Source organism: Streptomyces sp. NPDC126510, from assembly GCF_040302345.1.
Lineage (GTDB): Bacteria > Actinomycetota > Actinomycetes > Streptomycetales > Streptomycetaceae > Streptomyces.
In genome coordinates, this window is the sequence record NZ_JBEORR010000010.1 from 171159 (window position 1) to 191767 (window position 20609).

Consider the following 20609-nt stretch of genomic DNA (forward strand, 5'->3'; position numbering starts at 1 on the left):
ACGACCCACGGGGGCAGGCATCACGAGCCGCGCCGGGTGTCCCGGACCAGCCGCCAGTCCTGCGAACCGTCTCCGGCCGCGCTCTGGAGGGTCAGCGGCCCGCCCGCGGTCGCGCCGGTGAGATACAAACCGGTGTTCTTGACCGACTGGAGCTTGTAGGAACCGTCGGTGTTCTTGACGAGGTTCCAGCTGCCCGTCGGGCTGTCGTCGACCCACTGGCCGATCCGCTGGCCGGCCGTGGCGCTGCCCGTCCAGATGGCCGCCGCGCGGCCGCCGGACTTGTTGAGCAGCGTCGTGCCGCCCTTCGGCTCGGTCACCACGTGCCAGTACTGGGTGTCGGGGTTCGCCGCGGCGCCGGCGTCCTCCAGGACCACGTCGGGGACGTTCCCGTTGCCGAGGTTCGCGTCGTTGGTCCTGTTGCCGGTGCCGATCACCTGGCCGGTCTTGCGGTTCACCAGCCGGTAGTAGGCGCCGTCCGAGTCGCCGAGGTCGACCTCGGCGTAGGCGATCTGGGACGTGCCCTGGTTGTTGAGGATCGCGACGCGGCCGGTGCCCTCGACGTACTGGAGGTTGCGGCTGTATCCGGGCTGCGAGGTCGTCTGGTACTCCGTCCACACGCCGTCGCTGCGTCCGCTGTCGTTGACCCAGACGCTGCCGCTGTTCGCCGCGTTGTAGACCAGGCGCCCGTCGGGCAGCTGGATGAGGACCGGGCTGCCGCCGCCGGAGAGCGGGCGGGAACCGGCGGTGACGGGCAGTGTGCCGACGGACATGCCGGTCTGGGAGCCGCGGAAGAACTTCAGCGGGTCGTCGGCGATCACGTACCGGGTGTTGGCCCCGCCGCCCCAGTACTCGAACGTCAGCATCCACTTGCCGTCGGTGGTGCGGACGACGTTGGTCATGCCCGGCCGGCCGCCGCCGATCTCCGTCTTGCCGCCTCCCATGTCCTGGACCGATCCGGCCAGGTCGACGACGGCGTCGCTCCACTTCGTGGCGCTGCCGTCCCACGTGCGGTGCGCCAGGATCTGGCCGTGCGAGTCGGTGGCGGTGCCGTTGGCGGGGTCGGGCTTCGGGGCGCCGGTCTTCGGGTCGAAGCCGAGGAAGTCGTTCTCGTCGGAGTAGTAGCAGACCAGCTTGCCCTTGTAGACCATCAGGTACGGCTCCCAGAGGGGATCGACCTGCTTGGTCTTGTTCGCGTCGGCGACGTTCCGGCCGATGGCACCGGCGCTGCCGCCCTGCCAGCCGCCCGTCGCGACGATGTTGAGGACCTTCCAGGTCTTGCCCTCGTCGGTGCTGGAGTAGAGGGCGATCGCCAGGTCACTGCGGTCGCCGTCGTTGCTCGGCGTCCAGCCGGGGTCGGCCGCCTTGTGCTCCTTGTAGTAGGCGTCGTCGCCCGAGACGACGCTCGCCAGGAGCAGGGTGCCCGCCTTGAGCTTTCCGACGTTCTGCGGAAGCACGTAGAGGTAGGGGTTCGTCCAGTTGCTCGTGTACTTGGCGTACTTGGGATCCTTGGACAGGTACGCGGGTGCCTTGACCTCGGACAGCGGCTGCCAGCTCGTACCGTGGTCGTCGCTCTTGTAGACCGGCAGGGTCTGGCCGTCGGCGCTTCCCGACGTGGGCACGACGGTGGACTTCTCGAACGAGGCGACCAGGCGCCCGCCGGGCAGCTGTGCCGTCTTCGGGTAGACCGCGCAGTTGCCCCGGCCCTTCAGGCACGGCTCGCTGCCGAGCTGGTAGAGGATCCCACCCGTCGGGTTGTACGCCTGCGCGCTTGCGGCGGGTATCGCCAGCAGCGCGGAGGCCGCGGCGAAGGTCCCCAGGGCTCTGACCGTCCTGGTTGTTCTGGTGGCCCCTTTCGGGGACGACCACGGTGCGGCTCGGTTCATCGGTGGTGTGCCTCCTCTATTCGGTTGCTGCGACGAAGACGCGCACGTCCCACGCGCCGAGTTGGACGGACGTGCCGGCCTGGAGCGCCCCGCCGTCCAGGACGTCGGTCAACTGCACCGGTGCCTCGACCCGGGCGGGCTCGAAGCTCCAGTTGTGGACGACGTGGACACGGCGGCCGTCGGCGGCCGTGCCGGTGGTGACGGTGACGGACGCGGGGAGGTCGCGCCAGCCGCTGCGGGGCTCCGGCGCGAGCCAGGTGGCGAGCGCCCGGGCGAGCCCACGGCCGGGAACCGTGCCGACGTGGGTGACGCGGCCGGCTCCGTGGCGACGGGTGGTGAGCGCGGGCCAGCGTCCGAAGTGCGGGTGGTCGTACTCGCCGAGGACGTCGGCGTCGGTGACGGTCAGGCCGTCGACCCAGTGGGTCCCCGTCGCCTCCTCCGGCACCTCCAGTGGGCTGCCGGCCGCCGCTCGCACCGGGAGAGCGCCGGTGAGGTTGCTGAACTCGTCGTACGACACCCCCGCCGCCTCGGTGAGACGTCCGGGTGCCGCCTCGTGCCGGGCCCGGGCCTCGTGGTCGGCGTAGCCCGTACGGGGGCCGAGGACCAGGTGGCCGCCCGCGTGGGCGTAGGCGGCGAGCCAGTCGAGCAGCTCGTCGTGGGCGACGTAGAGCGCCGGGACGACCAGGACCGGGTGGCGGTGCACGGCCTCCTCGGGGGTCAGGCCCGCGTTCTCGCCGCGAGGGTCGTGCAGTTGGCGGGCGTGGACGATGCGGACCTGGCGGTCGGCCTCGAAGGCGCCGCGGTAGAAGGGGTCGAGGATGCGGTGGTAGGCGGCCGGGTCCGGCTCGCCGGCGGCGTTCGCCAGCGGCGGGTACTTCTGCATCAGCCACTTGCTGGGCGTGGAGTAGACGACCGTGATGTCGGCGTCCGGTTCGAGGTCCGCGACGAGCGAGCCCGCCCGGTCGAACTCGGCTCCCAGGCGCGCGATCTCGGCGTACGTCCGGCCGGGTTGCCCGGTGTGCGGCAGGACCCCGCCCCAGTACGTCTCGGCGCCGAAGCGCAGCGTCTGCCACTGCCAGTACTCGATCATCCGCGCACCGCGCGCCACGTGTGCCCAGGCGGCCTGGCGCCACTGCCCGTCGTAGCCGGGCCTGTTGTCCCAGCAGAAGCCGATGGAGTTGGCGTTGGTCTCGGTGACCAGGAAGGGCTCCTGGCGGGAGGAGAACATCCAGTCCGCGGTCTGGTACATCGACCAGACGCCGGTGGTCTTCCAGACCTGCTCGTGCTCGTCGGGCGTGGGGTCGGGCAGCAGCAGACCGTCCTGCATGTCGTAGTACGGGTTGCCGGAGGCGATGTCGAGCCGGGCGGACAGCTCGTCGTCCGCGACGCCCTGCCGCGTGTAGGAGATGCAGGTGGTGACGAACTGGCCGGGAAGGGCGTACTCGCGGACGATGTCCGCCTGCCAGCCGATGAACTCGGTGACCTGGCGGGCCTGGAACTCCCGCCAGGCGACGTCGTACTGGGGCTGTTCGTTGCCGTCCGGGGTCCACAGATCGGCCCAGGTGGACAGCCGGTGGGACCAGTAGACCAGGCCCCACTCCCGGTTGAGGGTCTCGACGTCCCCGTACTTCTCCCGCAGGTGGTCCGTGAAGCGCTGGAAGACGCCGTGGTTGTGGAAGAGGTGCAGGCCCGGCTCGTTGTCCACCTGCCAGCCGATGACCGCCGGATGGTCCGCGTACCGGGCGACGACCTTGCGGATGATCCGCTCGGCGAAGAAGCGGAAGGCCGGGTGGGTGAAGTCGACCTCCTGGCGGGCTCCCCAGCCGATGCGCTCACCGGTGCGCCGCTCCCCCGTGATCTCGGGGTACTGGCGGGCCAGCCACGGCGGCACCGCGTACGTCGGTGTGCCGAGGATGACGGAGATGCCGCGCTCGTGGGCACCGTCGAGAACCGGCTGCAGCCAGTCGAGGTCGAAGCGGCCGTTCTCGGGCTCCCAGGTCGACCAGACCGACTCCCCCACCCGGATCACGGTGAAGTGCGCCTCGGCCATGAGGTCGAGATCGGTCTTCAGCCGTTCGTCGGGCCGCAGGCCGGCGTCGTAGGAGGGGGTGTACTCGTGGTAGTACGCGGCACCGAACAGAACGCGGGCGGGCAGATCCGCCATGGGAGGAACCTCCGTGAACAAGAAGGGGGGACGAGGGCTGCGCGCGCCCTACTGCTTGACGCTGCCGGCGGCCAGACCGCTCTGCCAGTAGCGCTGCAGCAGCAGGAAGGCCGCGACGAGCGGCACGATCGAGATCAGCGAACCGGTCACGACGAGGGGGAGCATGTCGCTGCTGGCGCCCGCCCCACCGTTCTGCGCCCGCTCCGCCCAGGACGACAGTCCGACCGTGATGGGGTACAGGTCCGGGTCGTTGAGCATGATCAGCGGCAGGAAGTAGTTGTTCCAGGTCGCCACGAGTGTGAAGAGCAGGACGGTCACCAGGCCGGGGGCCAGCAGGCGCAGCGCGATCCCGAAGAAGATCCGCGCCTCGCCGGCCCCGTCGATGCGGGCCGCTTCCAGGAGGCTGTCCGGGACGGCGTCGGCGGCGTAGACGCGCATCAGGTACAGCCCGAAGGGGTTGACGAGGGAGGGGAGGATGACCGCCCACGGGGTGTTGACCAGGCCTACGTTGGCGAACAGCAGATAGGTCGGGATGGCCAGGGCGGTGGCCGGCACCATGATGGCGCCGAGGACCAGGTTGAAGGCCAGGCGGTCCCCGCGGAAGCGGAACTTGGCGAACCCGTACCCGGCGGCTGCCGCGAGCAGCGCCGCGCCGACCGCGCTGACCCCCGCGTACACGGCGGTGTTGAGCAGCCAGTGCGCGAAGACACCGCCGTCCTGGGCGAAGGTGGCCCGGATGTTGGTCAGCAGCTGTGGGGCGTGCGAGAACCACAGGCCGAAGCTGTCGAACAGGTCCTGGGTGTTCTTGGTGGAGGCGACGAGCAGCCACAGCAGCGGCAGCAGGAAGTAGGCGAGCGCCGCCAGCATGGCGATGGTCAGCGGGGTGCTGCGGCTAGACCGGGACCGGCGACGCGGCGGCGGCGCCGGGGTGTGCTTCCGCTCGGTTCGGCGAGTGGCGGTCGTGCCCGCGGGAGTGGTCATGGTCACGGGGTCCTCCTGCGGTTCGCCGTGAGCAGGACGCCGTAGGAGGCGATGACGATGACCAGGCCGAGGAGGAAGGAGACCGTGGCCGCGTAGTTGACCTGCTGGCCGGTGAAGGCGAGGGAGTAGGCGTAGAGATTGGCGGTGTAGGAGCTGCTGATGACGTCGGGCGCGATCTTCATCAGCAGGTTCGGCTCGTTGAAGAGCTGGAAGCTGCCGATCACGGAGAACAGCAGGGTGAGCAGCAGGGCGGGTTTCAGCGCGGGGAGCTTGATCGACCTCGCGATGCGCCAGGGGCCGGCTCCGTCCATCGCGGCCGCCTCGTACAGCTCGTGCGGGATGGTACGCAGGGCCGCGTACAGGATGATCATGTTGTAGCCGACGAACTCCCAGGTGACGACGTTGGCGAGGCTGCCGAGCATCCACCCGTCGCTGAGGAAGTTCGGTGCCGGGATGCCGAGTGCGCGGCTCAGCTGGGCGAACGGGCCGAAGTCCGGCCCGTACAGGTAGCCCCACATGAGGGCCGCGACCACGCTCGGGACGGCGTACGGCACGAAGATGCCCAGCCGGATCACGCGCGCCAGCCGCAGCAGTCCGCTGTCCAGGGCGAGGGCGAACACCAGCGCCAGCGCCAGCATCAGCGGGACCTGGATGAGGAAGAACAGGGCCACGCGGCCGACACCGCTCAGCAGCAGGGGGTCGGTCAGGGCGGTGACGTAGTTGTCCAGACCGACGAACACCGTTCCGCCGACGAGGCGTTCCTGGAAGAGGCTCAGGTAGGCGGCGTAGCCGAGCGGGGCGAGGAAGAGCAGCAGGAAGAGGACGAGGAACGGGGCGACGAACAGGGGGCCGGCGACGCGGCGGCGACGCGGGCCGGCTCCCTTCGGCCTGGAGACGGGGGGTGCGGTGGCGGCGGTCATGTCACGTTCCCTTGACGGTGAAGCCCTGCTTCTTGGCGTACGAGGTCAGGCGCGTCTGCCAGGCGCCGAGCGCGGCACCCGTGTCGGTCCTGTCGGCGAGGGACTTGCCGACGGTCTCGATCCAGTCGGTCGCCGCCTGGTCGTAGAAGGGCGGCCACTGGAAGGCGGGGTCGACCGTGTCGCCGATGGACGCGAAGAGCTCGTTGACCTTCTGACCGCCGTAGAAGGGGGCGGCGTCACCGGTGAAGGAGGGGTCGGTGAGCAGGGCCTTGGTGGCCGGGAAGAAGGACTGCTCCGTGGCGAAGAGCTTCGCGCTGGCGGGGTCGCTGTTGAGGAACTGGGCGAACTGCGCGGCGGCGATGGCGTTCTTGGTCGAGCGCAGGACGGCGGTGGTCGAGCCGCCCCAGTTGCCGGAGGCCGGCTTGGACGCGTCCCACTGGGGCAGCGGGGCCGCGCGCCACTTGCCGGCGGTGGACTTGGCCGAGCCGGACAGGAACGCCGGCCCCCAGGCCGCGGTGAGCCAGGTGGCGTACTTGCCCTTGTTGAAGCCCGCGTACCAGCCGTCGGTGAAGTCGGGGTCGGTGCTGATGACGCCTTCCTTGGCGAGCCCGCCCCAGTACGTGCCGAGCTTCTTGGAGACCGCGTCGTCGACGCTGACGGAGAGGTCGCTCTTGCCGGAGACGCCGTAGGGGCTCGCGCCCGCCTGCCACAACAGGCCGTGCCAGGCGGCGGGTTCGTTGGCCGAGAGGTTGGTCAGGTAGACGTCCGGGTCGGCCTTGTGCAGCTTGCGGGCCGCGGCGGCGAAGTCGTCCCAGGTCTTGGGGACCTGGATGCCGTGCCGGTCGAAGATGTCCTTGCGGTACAGCATCCCCATCGGGCCGGTGTCCTGGGGTATCGCCCAGACCTCCCCCTTCGGTCCGCTGACCTGGCCCCAGGTCCAGTCGACGAACTTCCCCTTGAGGGCCGAGGCGCCGTGCGGGCCCAGGTCCAGCAGGCTGTCCGTGATGGTGAACGTCGGGACCGCCTGGTACTCGATCTGTGCCAGGTCCGGGGCCCCGCTCCCGGCCTTGAGCGCGGTGCGCAGCTTCGTGTAGTGCTTGATCCCCTGGCCGGCGTTGACCACGTTGACCTTGATCGCGGGGTACTTCTTCTCGAACAGGGCGACCTCCCGCTGGATGTTCGGGACCCAGGTCCAGAACGTCAGCTGGGTCGGCTTGCGCATCGCCTTGTCGATGTCGGACTGGCTGACCGGCTTGGCCGCGGCGGACGAGCCGCCCGAGTCGCCTCCGCCGCAGGCGGACAGGGCCGCGCCGAGCGTCACCGCGCCGGTGGCGGTGAGGAAGAACCGGCGGCTCGGTGCGGACGAGGGGATGGGGGTTTTGGACATGCTGGACTCCCGCCGAGGCGAAGGAAGAGGGAAGGCAGAGGCCGGCAGCGGCGTGCCCGGGGAAAGCGAGATGTACGAAGGGTGTGGACCGGTGACCGCGGGCGTCGGGGTGGCCGAGCCGGGAAGCGGGTCCTGCGAGGTGGGTTGGCCCCTGGTGGGCCGGTCGGGCGACCGCCTGTGGCGGGGCTTGTACGGGTGGAGGGCGCGGGACCGGGACGGTGCCGGTGGATGTCCGGTCACGTCGTGGTGCCCTCGCACCCCCGCGGGTGACGGGGACGGGACGTGGCGCTCCGTCAGGCGGCTGGAGGGGCGTGAGCCTCGCCGGCCAGGGGTTGCACGGTATGTCGCACCGGGCCCGAGCCCACCCGGGCCGGTGGCGGCGCGGTGGAGGAGCGGACGACGAGCTCCACGGGTTGCCCCAGCGCCGTCGGCAGCTCCGCCTCCGGGTTCTCGATGGCGTGGACGAGCAGCCGCAGCCCCTCGTCGGCCACCGCGTCGAACGGCTGGCGCACCGTCGTCAGCGGCGGACGGACGTAGGCGGCCAGCGGGATGTCGTCGAAGCCGACCACGCTGACGTCCTGGGGCACCCGCAACCCGGCCTCGGTGAGGGCGCTGATCAGGCCGACGGCCATGTCGTCGTTGGCGGCGAACACGGCCGTGAGGTCGTTCCTGGCGGCCAGTTCACGCCCAGCCGCGTACCCGGACGCGGCGGACCAGTCCCCCTCGGCGACCGGGGGCTGCTCACGGCCACGCGCCGCCAGCGCCTGCCGCCAGCCCGCCAGCCGGTCCCGGGCGGCGAACCACCGCTCGGGACCCGCGAGGTGATGGACCGTCGGGTGTCCCAGGTCCAGCAGGTGTTCGGTGGCGGCCCTGGCCAGCGCCTCGGAGTCGACCCCCGCGGCGATGGTCCGCTCCCCCGTACGGGTGCCGGCCGGCGCCCCGAGGACGAGTACCGGAACCTCCGACGCGAGCGGATCGGCGTCCTCGTCGATGGGCTCAGACACGACGATGCCGTCCACGCCCCGTTCCAGGAGTGACTGCACGGCGCCGCCGACGCCACCCTGGTCGCCTTCGAGGGTGTTGACGACACTCAGCGCGTACCCGGCGTCCCGCGCGGCCCGCTCGACGCCGAGGAGCAGCGAGGCGGGGCCGTACAAGGCGGTTCCCAGCGCCACCACGCCGATGGTCCGGGACCGCCCCGAGGCCAGGGCCCGTGCCGCGCTGTTCAGCCGGTAGCCGAGACGGTCGGCCGCCTCGAGGACGCGGCGGCGCACGTCCACCGAGACGTACCGCTCGCCGTTGAGGACCCGGGACACCGTCTTCTGGGAGACACCCGCGGCTCTGGCCACGTCGACACCTCGCGGCGCGGCGGGACCACCGTCCCGCCCCCTTGCTCGCGTCATGGCGTCTCCCGGTGTGCGGTGGATCGGATCGTGTCGACGGCCACGGTCGCCCGCCGGTGTCGCCGGGTGACTGCGCTGTCATGACTGCGCAGACATATCTACGCAGTCGAGAGCGCGGCGTCAAGACTTCGCGCGAAGTCGGCTGCTTCCGCGGTCCGGACCTCGAGGAATTCGCCTGCTGGTCTGGACCGGAAGGCCAGGTGCCGGGCGGGGGGACTGGGGTGGGTACAGAGGGGCGTCCTGGCAGGTCGGTCCGCTCGGGCGGCCGACTGGTGCTCGGGGGCGGACTCTGTGTCGGCCCGGTCCCCTGAGCACGAGGCGGCGGGTTCTTCGGCGGTACGAACGCCCGGACCTCAGGACGGCAGGGGCTGCCTCGGCCCGACCGCCCGGACCTCAGGACGGCGGGCTCTTCGGCGGTGCGAACGCCCGGATCTCAGGACGGCGGGGTCGGCCTCGGCCCGACCGCCCGGACCTCAGGACGGCAGGGTCTGCCTCGGCCCGAGCGCCGCGAGCGTAGGGCGGCGACTTCTACGTCGGCGCGACCGCCCGGAGCTCGGGGGTCCGGATTCCAGGTCGGCGGCGACCGCCTGGGACCCGGCAACGATCCGGAGCGGGAATCCTCGCGTCCGGCCCTCCTGCATCTAGCCGCCCCGCCTCCACGGCCGCAGCTTCTCCGGGTTGCGGACAGCCCAGATCCCGGTGACGCGACCTGCGGAGACGTCGAACGAGGCGACGGTCATGACGATGCCGGCCCGCTGGGCCACCAGTCCCGGCCTGCCGTTGACCGACCGCTCCAGCAGTTCGAGGCCCGGCGCCTTGTCGGCGATGGCGACCATGTACTGGGCGATGCGCGTGCCGCCCTCGACCGGGCGCCGCGACGCGCCCGCCACGCCGCCGCCGTCGGCCGTCATCACGGCGGCGGGGTCGAGGAGACGGACCAGGGCGGCGATGTCCTTGCTCTCCCAGGCTTCTTTGACGTGCCGCACCACGTCGGCCTGGCCGGTGGCCTTCTCCTGGGCGCGCGCGGCGCTCACCCGCCGCCGGGCGGAGGCCGCAAGCTGCTTGCAGGCCGCGGGAGTCCGGCCGAGAACCTCGGCGATCTCGGCGAACGGGTAGCGGAAGACGTCGTGCAGGACGAACGCGACCCTCTCGGCGGGCGTCATCGACTCCAGGACGACGAGGAAGGCCACGGTCACCGACTCGTCCAGGACGATCTGGTCGGCGGGGTCCACCGTGCCGGTGGGGACGGAACCGTCCGCGGGGCCCCACTCGGTGCGGTCGGGCAGCGGCTCGGGCAGCCACGCGCCGACATAGCGTTCACGGCGGGCCCGCGCAGAACCGAGCACGTCCAGGCAGATGCGGCTGGTCACCGTCGTCAGCCAGGCGCCGGGGGAAAGGATCTCCTCGCGCCGGCTTCGCGGCAGCGCGTACCAGCGTGCGTAGGCGTCCTGCACGGCGTCCTCGGCCTCGGTGACCGAGCCGAGCAACCGGTAGGCGACATTGATCAGTTGACGTTGCTCACCGGCTGTCTCGTCCGTGCCGGCCCCGCCCGTTCCCATATGTCGGCGTCCCCCTCGCCTTACCTTTCGCGCCCCGGCGTCGTCGGGCTGTCGAGACCTTATCGATCTCCTGCCCGAGGGCGGAAGAGAGGACTGTGACATGGCCACTCAGGTGACGGCGGCGGCGCGGCGTGGCACCGCGTTCCTGCAGATCGCGATCGCCCTGCAGACGCTGACCATCTTCGTCCAGGCGGTGTCCGCCGGATTGCTGCTCACCTCGTCCTACGGAGAGATGCTGCACAGCGTCGGGGCGCGGGTGATGTACGGGGCGTCGATGCTGTACGTGCTCGCGGCGGTGCTGGCGTGGAAGCCGGGCGGAGGCTCGCCCCGGCCGATCTGGTACGCGTCGGGTTTCCTCGCGCTCGCCTCGCTCCAGGTCGTGCTCGGCATCGCGCACGTCCCGTCGCTCCATCTCCCCCTGGGCGTGCTGATGTTCGGCCTGAGCTTGCTGGCGCTGGCCCCGGCGGTGAGATCCGGCACGGGGCCCGCCGGAGCGAAGTAGGCCCGGGCCCGGGGCGGCACGGCCGGAAGGCCTTCAGCGAAAGCCCGCCCGCCTCACGACCGTCCCGAGGCTCCGCAAACCCATGTACCCCACGCGTTTCAAGCCTCCGCGATTCGGCCAATCCCGGGGCTGCCGGGAGCGGCCTCAGCAAGGAGCCGCTCCGGTCGGTCCCTTGTGCGGCAAGGGACTCAGCGCGTCCGGAATCGAGCGCGTTCGAATCAGAGGTCGTGTCGTTAGGCCGTGCACCGCCGGGCCCGTCCGGGCGCGGCACGGACCCCAGGAGGGCCTCAGGTGACGGTGACCCATGCCTCGACCGCTGACGAGAACACTCCGCCCCCTCCCCCGCCGGCGACCATCACGTTCGGCGGGAAGTACGGCAAGAACCCGCTGGCAGACGCCGGTTTCGGAGCGATGTGCCGCCGCCTGCCGTCCGTCCTCGGACACACCGCGCGGATGGCGTGGGCCGTCGACCGGACCGGCGTCGTGCTGCTCCTCGCGTGCCAGCTCCTCACCGGCATCGCGGCGGCGGTCGTGCTCGCGTTCACCGCGCAGGCCATGACGCACGTCCTCGGCAGTGGCAGCGTTCCCGAACGCCTGCACGGCGCGCTGCCGGCCCTGATCGTGGTGACGACGGCCGCGGCCGTCGGCCGGGTCAGCGGCGCCCTGTCCTCCTACGCCGACGGCCGCATCACTCCGCTGCTGACGACCGAGGCCGACCTCGCCCTGGTCGCCGCGGTGTGCCGGGTGGAGACCGCCGCCTACGGCGAGGACGGCTTCGCCGACCGGCAGGAAGCCGCCGAGGTCGGGGTCACCCGTACCCGGACGATGGTGCAGGACGCCCAGCGGTTCGTGTCGGCGTTGATCCGCATGATCGCCGCGAGCGGAGTCATCACGGCACTGCACCCGCTGATGCTGCCGCTGCTGCTCCTGGCCGTCCTCCCGGCCGGCGCCGGGGCCGTGCTGTCCGCCCGCGTCGACTACGAGACCCACTACCTCAACGTCGGCGACCGCAACGTGCGCTCGATGATGCGCTGGTGGGCCACGTACTCCCGATTCGGCGACGAGGTCCGCGCCAACGGCATGACCGGCTATCTCGTCCACTGGTACCGGGCCCTGTCCGACCGCATCGACCAGCGCACCCTCACCGCCGCCCCGCGCCTGCTGCGCATCGTGCTGACCACCAGCGCCCTGGGCGGAGTGTTCCTCCTGTGCACCTGGGCCACCCTCGCCTGGCTGGCAGCCGACGGCCGGGTCGCTCTGCCCGTCGCCGCCACGGCCGTCGTCGCCGTGCAGACCACCCTTGCCGCGCTCGGCCAGTTCGTCGTCCACGGCGCCGCGATGTTCCACACCTCGCTCTACCTGGCCGACATGCGGGCCTTCCTCGACATGGCCGCCGAACGCGCCCCGCGACGCGGTGAGCTGACCATCCCGGAACGCGTCGACGAGATCCGTCTCGACGAGGTCGTGTACCGCTACCCGGGCAAGGAGGAACCGGCCGTGGCGGGGGTGTCGCTCACCCTGCGCCGGGGCGAGATCCTGGCGGTCGTCGGCGAGAACGGCTCGGGCAAGTCCACCCTCGCCAAGCTCATCACCGGCGTCCTCCTCGCCGACAAGGGACGCGTGCTCTGGGACGGCGTCGACCTGGCGCACGCCGATCCCGACGCCGTGTGGAAACGGACCGCGCTCGTACCGCAGAACTTCGCCTGCTGGCCGCTGCGCGCCCGCGAGAACATCACCCTCGGGCAGCCGAAGAGCTTCGACGACGGTCCCGTGTGGGATGTCGTCGACGCCGTCGGCATGCGCGAGGCCGTCGAGAAGCTGCCCCGGCAACTCGACACGCTGCTCGCCAAGGAGCTGTGGGGCGGCGCCGAACTCTCCGGCGGGCAGTGGCAGCGGCTGGTGTGCGGCCGCGCACTGTACCGCCGGACGCCGCTGCTGATCCTGGACGAGCCGACGTCTCAGATGGACGCGCGCGGCGAACACGCCATCTTTCTGGAGATCAAGAGAATCGCCGCCGAACGCATGACGATCGTCGTCACCCACCAACTGGCGAACACCCGCCTCGCCGACCGCGTCCTCGTCATGGACCAGGGCCGGGTCGTCGAACAGGGGACGTACGAGGAGCTCGTCGACGCCGGCGGCCTGTTCGCCGAACTCGTCGCGCTGGCAGACGACCGCTGACCCCGGCCGGGGCGGGCCGGTGGCGTCGCGCCGCGGGCCCGTCCCCGCCGTGCCGGGTGGAACAATCGGCCGTACGAGTCCGAACCGAGGAAGTCGGTCATCACGCCGTGGAACCACCAGCCGTCCCTTTTCCTCCTTCGCCGTGGCACCTCACCGGTGACATGATCGTCTCGCTGTGGCGCGTCCCCGTGGGCGAGCTGCCGCCCTGGCCCCTGCCGCCCCGGGCCCGCCCGTGGATCGTGCGGCGCCGCGCCACCCTGGTCAGCTTCTGGGTCGACTACCGGCCCGGGGGCGTCCTCACCTACCGCGAGTTCCTCATCGCCCTGGTCGTGCGCCACGGACACGGCCTCGCGGCCGGCACCGTGGCCGCCTGGGTCGACGACGAACGGTCCCTCGCCGGGGGACGTGCCCTGTGGGGCATCCCGAAAGAGCGGGGCGCGATCACGTTCCGCGCGGACGGCCGCGGCGTCCGGGGCGAGCTGACCGCTCCCGGGGCTCCGGCCGCCGCCCGCCTCACGTACCGCGACGTCCTGCGGCTGCCCTGCCGGCTGCCCGCCCGTGGCCACCTGGTCCAGCAGGCGTCCGACGGTGCGGAGTGCCACGTCCCCATGCGGATCAGTGGACGGCCGGCCGTCGGCCGCGGCCGCGTCACGACCGGGCCCGAAGGGCCCCTGTCCGTCCTCGGCCGACATCGGCCGCTCTTCTCCCTCGCGCTCCGCGACTTCCGCAGCGTCGTGGGCAGCTGAGCCGCGCGGCTCCTGGTGGCCCGGTGCGGCTCGGGTCCGGTCGTCGGGGCCCGCGGACCACCGACGGAGCGTGCGGCACCACCGATGGCACACCGTGCGTGACCTGAGCCGTTCAGCAACAGCGGCTGTGGCTGCGGGCCTCTTGGTGCCGGAGACGCAGCGCCTGATACTCGCGGCGGGTCGGGGCCGGGGCGAACGGGTGATGGCGCCGGTGGCGCTCGCAGTGGCGGTCGTACTCGGCCTCGCCGGTCAGCTCGCGCAGGTACCAGCGCACGGCCCGCGCCCAGCGCCGGATCCTCACGAGCGGGCTCCGGCTCCGGCTCCGGCTCCGGCTCCGGCTCCGGCTCCGGCTCCGGTCAGAGGCTCGACCGGACTGCCCGACGCGTCGATGCGGGACTCGACGTACGGCGCCTCGGTGGTCGGCAGCGGCGTCGCGGACCGCATCGCGCGTACGCAGACCACCGCCGCGTTGCCGATCACCACGGCGACCAGGAGCAGGAAGAGGGCGATGAGGACGCCGTCGACGGTGGAGTTGGTGATCACGGTGTGCATGTCGGCCGTCGACTTGGCGGGGGCGAGGATCTGCCCGGCGTCCAGTGCGTCGGCGTAGTGGGCCCGTTGGGCGAAGAAGCCGATCTTGGGGTCGGCGGAGAAGATCTTCTGCCAGCCGGCGGTGAAGGTGATCGCGGTGACCCAGGCCAGGGGGACGCCGGTGACCCAGGCCCAGCGCAGCCGCCCGGACTTGATCAGGACGGTGGTGCAGACGGCGAGGGCGATGGCGGCGAGCAGCTGGTTGGCGATACCGAAGAGCGGGAAGAGCTGGTTGATCCCGCCGAGCGGGTCGGTCGCGCCGGTGTGGAGGAAGTAGCCCCAGGCGGCGACGACCATGCCGCTGCACAGCCAGATGCCGGGCTTCCAGTTGACCCGGCCGAGCGGCCTGAAGACATTGCCGAGCATGTCCTGGAGCATGAAGCGGCCCACCCGGGTCCCGGCGTCCACCGTGGTCAGGATGAACAGGGCTTCGAACATGATCGCGAAGTGGTACCAGAAGGCCTTCATGGCCGCCCCGCCGAAGACTCCGGAGAAGATCTCCGACATGCCGACCGCGAGGGTCGGGGCCCCGCCGGAGCGGGCGATCAGGGTCTGTTCCTCGACGGCCTTCGCGGCCTGGGTGAGCTGGTCGGGGGTGATGGTGAAGCCGAGGCCGGCCACCGCGTGGGAGGCGGACTCGGCCGTCGCGCCGAGCAGGCCCGCCGGTGCGTTCATGGCGTAGTACAGGCCGGGCTCCAGCGTCGCCGCGGCTATCAGCGCCATGATCGCGACGAACGACTCCATCAGCATCGCGCCGTAGCCGATCAGCCGGACCTGGGACTCCTTCTGGATCAGCTTCGGGGTGGTGCCGGAAGAGACCAGGGCGTGGAAGCCGGACAGGGCTCCGCAGGCGATCGTGATGAAGAGGAAGGGGAAGAGCGAGCCCGCGAAGACCGGCCCGGCGCCCGAGGTCGCGAAGTCGCTGACCGCGTCCGCCCTGAGCACGGGTGCGGCCACGACCACACCGACCGCGAGCAGCGCGATCGTGCCGATCTTCATGAAGGTGGAGAGGTAGTCGCGCGGGGCCAGCAGCATCCACACCGGCAGCACTGAGGCGACGAAGCCGTAGCCGATCAGACAGAAGACGAGGGTCGTGGGGCTGAGGGTGAACGTGCCGGCCAGGGAGGAGTTCTGCACCCAGCTGCCGCCGACGATCGCCAGAAGCAGCAGCGCAACGCCGATCAGGCTGGTCTCGACGACCCTGCCGGGGCGGACGCGGTGCATCCAGAAGCCCATGAAGAGGGCGATGGGGATCGTCATGGCGACGGAGAACGTGCCCCACGGCGAGTGGGCCAGCGCGTTCACGACCACCAGGGCGAGCACACCCAGCAGGATGATCATGATGGCGAACACCGCGACCAGGGCGGCGACCCCGCCCGCCCGGCCGATCTCCTCGCGGGCCATCTGCCCGAGCGACTTGCCGTCCCGGCGCATCGACAGGAACAGCACCACCATGTCCTGCACCGCCCCGGCGAAGATCACCCCGGCGACGATCCACAGCGTGCCCGGCAGATAGCCCATCTGCGCCGCGAGGACCGGTCCCACCAGCGGGCCGGCGCCGGCGATCGCGGCGAAGTGGTGGCCGAGCAGCACCCGGCGGTCGGTCGGCTGGAAGTCGACGCCCTCCTCCAGGCGTTCGGCGGGGGTGGCCCGGCGGTCGTCCGGCCGGAGCACCCGGCGGGCGATGAACCGTGCGTAGAAGCGATAGGCGATGGCGTAGGAGCCGAGCGCGGCGACCACCAGCCAGACCGCGGAGATCTTCTCGCCCCGGGCCAGCGCGAGGACACCCCAGGCGACAGCCCCGAGTAGGGCCACGACGGTCCACAGCAGGGCGGACCGAGGTGACATACGCGACTTCTCGGGCGCTGGCGGGCCGGTTTCGGGCAGGGCGGACGTAGGCATGGCGGCTCCTCACCGGGGCGGTGGAGACACCTCGTGACACGAGGTGCTGTGGGATCGGCGAAACGGCGGCTCTCCCGCTCGCTGCCGGTCTGTGCAAGAGTTGCCCGCCCCGCGGATCCGGTTGACAGCGAATGTCCAGAGGATTTCCCGCCGGTTCCGTGTCCTCCGATCGGGGCCCCCGCGCAACTCTCCCGTGAGGATCAGGCACACCAAGGACGGTGACCCATGGCCGACGGCACCATGACCGCGACGTTCCTCGCCGTGATCGGCGGAGCGTCGCTGCTCGCCGTCACCGCGCGGCGCCTGCGCCCCAGCGACCGGCTGCCGTCCCTGGAGGGCTGGGCGCTGGCCGACCGCAGTCTGGGCCCGGTGTGGACCTGGTTCCTGCTGGGCGGCACGATCTTCACCGCGTACACCTTCACCGCCGTACCGGGGCTCGCGTACGGCAACGGCGCGGCCGCCTTCTTCGCCGTGCCGTACACGGTGATCGTCTGCCCCCTCGCCTTCGTGCTGCTCAGCCGTCTGTGGACCGTGGCCCGCGCCCACGGCTACGTCACCGTCGCCGACTTCGTGCGCGGGCGGTACGGGTCACCGCCCCTCGCGCTGGTCGTCGCGCTGACCGGGATCCTCGCGACCATGCCGTACCTGGCGCTCCAGCTGCTCGGCATACGGGCCGTGCTGACGGCCGGCGGGGTGTATCCGCGCGGTGCGGCCGGGGACCTGGTGATGGTGGCGCTGTTCGCGGGGCTCGCCGTGGCCACCTACCGGCACGGGCTGCGCGCGCCCGCGGTCATCTCGGCGCTCAAGGCGGTGGCCGTCTTCGTGTCGCTGACCGCGGTCACCTGGCTGGTCCTGGAGCGCCTCGGCGGGCCGGGCGCCGTCTTCGACGGAGCGGCCCGGCGGCTCGGCGGCCCGGCGCTGGCCCTGTCCCCGGCCCAGCAGCCCGCCTACGCCACCCTCGCACTCGGCTCCGCGCTCGCCCTGATGATGTACCCGCACGTGCTGACGGCGGGCTTCGCCGCCGACGGACCGCGTACCCTGCGCAAGGTCTCGGTGGCGCTGCCCGCCTGGACGGGGCTGCTCGCGCTCTTCGGCGTCCTCGGTTTCGCGGCGCTCGCGGCCGGGGTGCGGGCACCGGAGGGCGGCGCCGAGGCGGCCGTGCCGATGCTCGTCGACCGGCTGATGCCGGGGCCGCTGGCCGGGCTGGTGTTCGGCGCGATCACGGTCGGGGCGCTCGTCCCGGCGGCGGTGATGTCGATCGCGGCGGCCACCGGCTTCGTACGCAACGTGTACGTCGAGTACGTGCACCCCACTGCCACGCCGAAAAGGCAGGTGCGCATCGCCAAGGCCGTTTCGCTCATCGCCAAGGCCGGGGCGGTCGCGTTCGTCTTCGGGCTGCGCGACCAGGACGCCATCAACCTCCAGCTGCTCGGCGGGGTCTGGATCCTGCAGATCTTCCCCGCCGTCGCCGTGGGCCTGTACACCGCGCGGCTGCATCCGCGGGCGCTGCTCGCCGGGTGGGCCGTGGGTATGGCGTCCGGGACCTTCCTGGTCGTGCGCGAGGGGTTCTCCTCCATCGTGGGCCTCGGTTCCGGGGCGCTGGAGATCTACGCGGGCCTCGCCGCGCTCGTGCTCAACCTGATCGTCGCTTCGGCCGGCACCGCCGTGCTCGAACGTCTCGGCGTCCCGCGGGGCGCCGATCTGACCGACCTGCCGTCCCGCCTGACCGTCGGGCGGCGTCCGGAGACGGGAGCGAACCAGCAGTGAGACCCAGACACCCGATACCGGTGCCGGAGCCCGGCGTCGAGACGCTGACGCCGGCACCGGCCGACCCGGCGGAGCTGGAGCGCGAGGCCGGACTCGCCGGGCTCTTCGAGCGGCACTACGCCTCGATGCTGCGCCTGGCCGTGCTGCTGGGCGCGGACGACCCGGAGAACGTGGTGGCCGAGGCGTACTACCAGATCTACCGGAAGTGGCGGCGCCTGAGGGACGTCGAGGCGGCGGAGGCCTATCTGCGCTCCACGGTGTGCAATCTGACCCGGATGCGCATCCGACACCTCCAGGTCGCCCGCAAGCACGTGGAGAGCCCGCCCGAGGAGACGGTCGTCTCCGCCGAGAGCGCGGCGCTGCTCCGCGACGACCAGCGCGTGCTGATCGAGGCGCTGCAGCACCTGCCGTCCCGGCAGCGCGAGGCGCTCGTGCTGCGGCACTGGCTCGGGCTGAAGGAGGGCGAGATCGCCGCCGCGATGGGCATTTCCGCCGGCTCCGTCAAGACGCACACCGCACGCGGCCTCGCCGCACTGACCCAGGCGATGGAGGCCCGGCGATGAACCACACCGAACCGGACCGCACGGAGCAGGAGCTCGCCGAGGCCTTGGCCGCCCTGGCCGGCGGGGTGCGGGCCGCGCCCGACGCCTACCGCACGGCACGCGGCGAGTGGCTGCGCCGCGAACGCCGTCGCCGGCTCGTCCTCGCCGTGCTCATCACCGTCGTGTTCGCGCTGGCCACGCTGATCGGCCTGTGGGTGCTGAACGAGGCGCCGTCCCATCCGGGGGTGATCTTCTCGGGCCTTCCGGGCACTCGGGGCGGCGCACCGTAGGCCGGCCGCTCGGCGACCGCCCTGCCGCGGCCGGGCGGTGCGACAGTGTGATCACCCGTGTGACTCGCCGGAAGGGAACCTCGGCATGGCCGTCATCCATCGCACCACCCTCAAGCCGACCAAGCTGGAGCTGCTGACTTCGTGGCTGCCGTCCCGCCCGTGGTACCGCGGCGGCCCGGCCGAACCGCGCCTGGCGAAGGCGGGCGGCTTCCGGCTCGACGATCCGCGAGGGGAGGTGGGGATCGAGTTCATGGTCGTCACCGACGCCTCCGGTCCCCAGCCGGTCGCGTACCTGGTGCCCCTCACCTATCGCGGCGCCCCGCTCGAAGGAGCGGCGCACGCCCTGGTCGGCACGATGGAGCACGGCGTGCTGGGGCCGCGCTGGGCCTACGACGGATGCCACGACGCCGTGGCGGTCGCCCAGTTGACGGCCCTGATCGAGGGACGCGTGCGGGCCCAGGACCAGAACATCAGCGACGCTCCCGCGCGGGAGGTCCTCGTCTCGTGCGCCTCTGAAGGCTCCCTCGCGCCGGACTTCGACGTCACCGACGATCAGGACGGCACCGCACTGACCACGCCGCACGGCGCGACCCTCCGTTTGCATCGAGCCCTGCGACCTTCCCCGGACGGCCCGCTCGCGTCTCCCGGGGAAGCGATCGGCCGCGTCACCGGTTCCTGGCAGCTGCCTGACGGCAGCCGCACCCGGGGGGCGTTCGCAGTCCTGCACAGGGCCGGTCGGGCGTAGCTTCCTCCGGGATCAGCGAGTCCCCGAGCGGAATGTCCTGCGGTACGCGTCCGGGGGCACGCCGACCGTGCGGTTGAAGTGGCGGCGCAGCGTCGTGGCGGTCCCCATGCCGGTGGCCGCCGCTATGGTGCCGACGCCGTCGTCGGTCTGTTCCAGCAGCTCCTGGGCGTACCGGATCCGCTGGGTCAGCAGCCACTGGAGCGGGGTCGTGCCGGTCACCGCCCTGAAGTGGCGGCCCAGGTGACGGGAGCTCATCCCCGCCCGGCGGGCCAGGTCCTCCACGGTCAGCGGCTGGTCGAGCCGTTCGATGATCCAGGGGAACAGGGCGGCCAGCGGGTGGTCGTCCCGGTCGGGCACCGGGGCGGTGACGAACTGGGCCTGGCCGCCTGCCCGGTGGGGCGGTACGACCAGGCGACGCGCGACGGCGTTGGCGACGGACGAGCCCAGGTCGAGACGGACGAGGTGCAGGCACAGATCCAGTGCGGCGGCCTTGCCGGCCGAGGTGAGCACAGAGCCGTTGTCCACGTAGAGCACGTCCGGGTCGACCTCCACCCGCGGGTGGCGGACAGCCAGAGCGTCGGTGTGCGCCCAGTGCGTGGTGGCGCGCAGCCCGTCGAGAAGCCCCGCCGCGGCCAGCACGAACGCGCCCGTGCACAGGGAGACCACGCGCGCGCCCGCCTCATGGGCCTCGCGCACCGCGTCGACGAGTTGAGCGGGCGGCTCCTCGTCGATGTCCGCCCAGCCGGGGACGATCACGGTGTCGGCCTGCCGGAGCCGGTCCAGCCCAGCATCGGGCTCCAGCAGGAACCGGCCGACCCGCACGGCGGCCGGTCCGCAGACGACGAAGTCGTACCAGGGGGCCGTCACCCCGTCCGGGGCGGCGTCGAACACCTCGTGTGCCAGGGACAGTTCGAAGTGCAGCATTCCGTCGGTGGCGGCGAGCGCGACAGTGGCCATGTCCGTAATTGTATGGGGCATGTCGTTCCAGACACTCACGGCCGGGTGCTCAGAGCCGTCAGGATGGCCGTAGTTGATCGTTCGAGCAC

17 protein-coding genes are annotated in these 20609 nt (G+C 71.8%); 7 read left to right on the forward strand and 10 right to left on the reverse strand.

What is annotated here, in order from left to right; translation table 11 throughout:
- Positions 1-20: 20 nt before the first annotated feature.
- The 7 genes from ABTX60_RS16530 to sigJ form a co-directional block, all read right to left on the reverse strand.
- Positions 21-1883: an RICIN domain-containing protein gene (locus tag ABTX60_RS16530; protein WP_352097740.1), complete on the reverse strand. Its 1863-nt coding sequence runs from the start codon at positions 1881-1883 to the stop codon at positions 21-23.
- Between the two features lie 16 nt (positions 1884-1899).
- Positions 1900-4047 (reverse strand): beta-galactosidase, encoded by a 2148-nt coding sequence (locus tag ABTX60_RS16535; RefSeq protein WP_352097741.1) that lies wholly within the window; start codon positions 4045-4047, stop codon positions 1900-1902.
- 48 nt (positions 4048-4095) lie between these two features.
- Positions 4096-5028, reverse strand: a complete 933-nt coding sequence (locus tag ABTX60_RS16540; protein ID WP_352097861.1) for a carbohydrate ABC transporter permease — start codon at positions 5026-5028, stop codon at positions 4096-4098.
- A 2-nt stretch (positions 5029-5030) separates the two neighbouring features.
- On the reverse strand, positions 5031-5948 hold the full coding sequence (locus ABTX60_RS16545; protein WP_352097742.1) for a carbohydrate ABC transporter permease: 918 nt from the start codon (positions 5946-5948) through the stop codon (positions 5031-5033).
- Position 5949: 1 nt separating this feature from the next.
- On the reverse strand, positions 5950-7335 hold the full coding sequence (locus ABTX60_RS16550; protein ID WP_352097743.1) for an ABC transporter substrate-binding protein: 1386 nt from the start codon (positions 7333-7335) through the stop codon (positions 5950-5952).
- A 293-nt stretch (positions 7336-7628) separates the two neighbouring features.
- Positions 7629-8738 carry a LacI family DNA-binding transcriptional regulator gene (locus ABTX60_RS16555; protein WP_352097744.1) on the reverse strand — a complete coding sequence of 370 codons (1110 nt, stop codon included), beginning with the start codon at positions 8736-8738 and terminating at the stop codon, positions 7629-7631.
- A gap of 641 nt (positions 8739-9379) precedes the next feature.
- Positions 9380-10297 (reverse strand): RNA polymerase sigma factor SigJ, encoded by a 918-nt coding sequence (gene sigJ / locus ABTX60_RS16560; RefSeq protein WP_352097745.1) that lies wholly within the window; start codon positions 10295-10297, stop codon positions 9380-9382.
- 100 nt (positions 10298-10397) lie between these two features.
- Here sigJ and ABTX60_RS16565 point away from each other — a divergent pair, with 100 nt between their 5' ends.
- The 3 genes from ABTX60_RS16565 (at position 10398) to ABTX60_RS16575 (ending at position 13726) form a co-directional block, all read left to right on the forward strand.
- Complete coding sequence (locus ABTX60_RS16565) at positions 10398-10799, forward strand: hypothetical protein (protein WP_352097746.1); 402 nt, start codon at positions 10398-10400, stop codon at positions 10797-10799.
- Positions 10800-11096: 297 nt separating this feature from the next.
- Positions 11097-12980, forward strand: a complete 1884-nt coding sequence (locus ABTX60_RS16570; protein ID WP_352097862.1) for an ATP-binding cassette domain-containing protein — start codon at positions 11097-11099, stop codon at positions 12978-12980.
- A 107-nt stretch (positions 12981-13087) separates the two neighbouring features.
- On the forward strand, positions 13088-13726 hold the full coding sequence (locus ABTX60_RS16575; RefSeq protein WP_352097747.1) for an acetoacetate decarboxylase family protein: 639 nt from the start codon (positions 13088-13090) through the stop codon (positions 13724-13726).
- A gap of 112 nt (positions 13727-13838) precedes the next feature.
- On the opposite strand, the gene ABTX60_RS16580 is transcribed toward ABTX60_RS16575, so the two are convergent.
- Positions 13839-14027 carry a CstA-like transporter-associated (seleno)protein gene (locus ABTX60_RS16580; protein WP_352097748.1) on the reverse strand — a complete coding sequence of 63 codons (189 nt, stop codon included), beginning with the start codon at positions 14025-14027 and terminating at the stop codon, positions 13839-13841.
- Positions 14024-16219: a carbon starvation CstA family protein gene (locus ABTX60_RS16585; RefSeq protein WP_352097749.1), complete on the reverse strand. Its 2196-nt coding sequence runs from the start codon at positions 16217-16219 to the stop codon at positions 14024-14026. The genes ABTX60_RS16580 and ABTX60_RS16585 overlap by 4 nt, the downstream gene beginning before the upstream one ends.
- A gap of 225 nt (positions 16220-16444) precedes the next feature.
- On the opposite strand from ABTX60_RS16585, the gene ABTX60_RS16590 reads away from it, so the two are divergent.
- The 4 genes from ABTX60_RS16590 to ABTX60_RS16605 all read left to right on the forward strand — a co-directional run bounded on the left by ABTX60_RS16590 (position 16445) and on the right by ABTX60_RS16605 (position 19563).
- Entirely contained in the window at positions 16445-17986 is a 1542-nt protein-coding gene (locus ABTX60_RS16590; protein ID WP_352097750.1) for a sodium:solute symporter family protein, read from the forward strand.
- Positions 17983-18549: a sigma-70 family RNA polymerase sigma factor gene (locus ABTX60_RS16595; RefSeq protein WP_502992331.1), complete on the forward strand. Its 567-nt coding sequence runs from the start codon at positions 17983-17985 to the stop codon at positions 18547-18549. The genes ABTX60_RS16590 and ABTX60_RS16595 overlap by 4 nt, the downstream gene beginning before the upstream one ends.
- Positions 18546-18818: a hypothetical protein gene (locus ABTX60_RS16600; protein WP_352097751.1), complete on the forward strand. Its 273-nt coding sequence runs from the start codon at positions 18546-18548 to the stop codon at positions 18816-18818. Before ABTX60_RS16595 ends, ABTX60_RS16600 begins: the two co-directional genes overlap by 4 nt.
- Before the next feature lie 85 nt (positions 18819-18903).
- Positions 18904-19563 (forward strand): maltokinase N-terminal cap-like domain-containing protein, encoded by a 660-nt coding sequence (locus ABTX60_RS16605; protein WP_352097752.1) that lies wholly within the window; start codon positions 18904-18906, stop codon positions 19561-19563.
- Positions 19564-19575: 12 nt separating this feature from the next.
- Here the strand turns inward: ABTX60_RS16605 and ABTX60_RS16610 are convergent, their stop codons facing one another.
- Entirely contained in the window at positions 19576-20520 is a 945-nt protein-coding gene (locus ABTX60_RS16610; RefSeq protein ID WP_352097753.1) for a helix-turn-helix domain-containing protein, read from the reverse strand.
- Positions 20521-20609 lie beyond the last annotated feature (89 nt).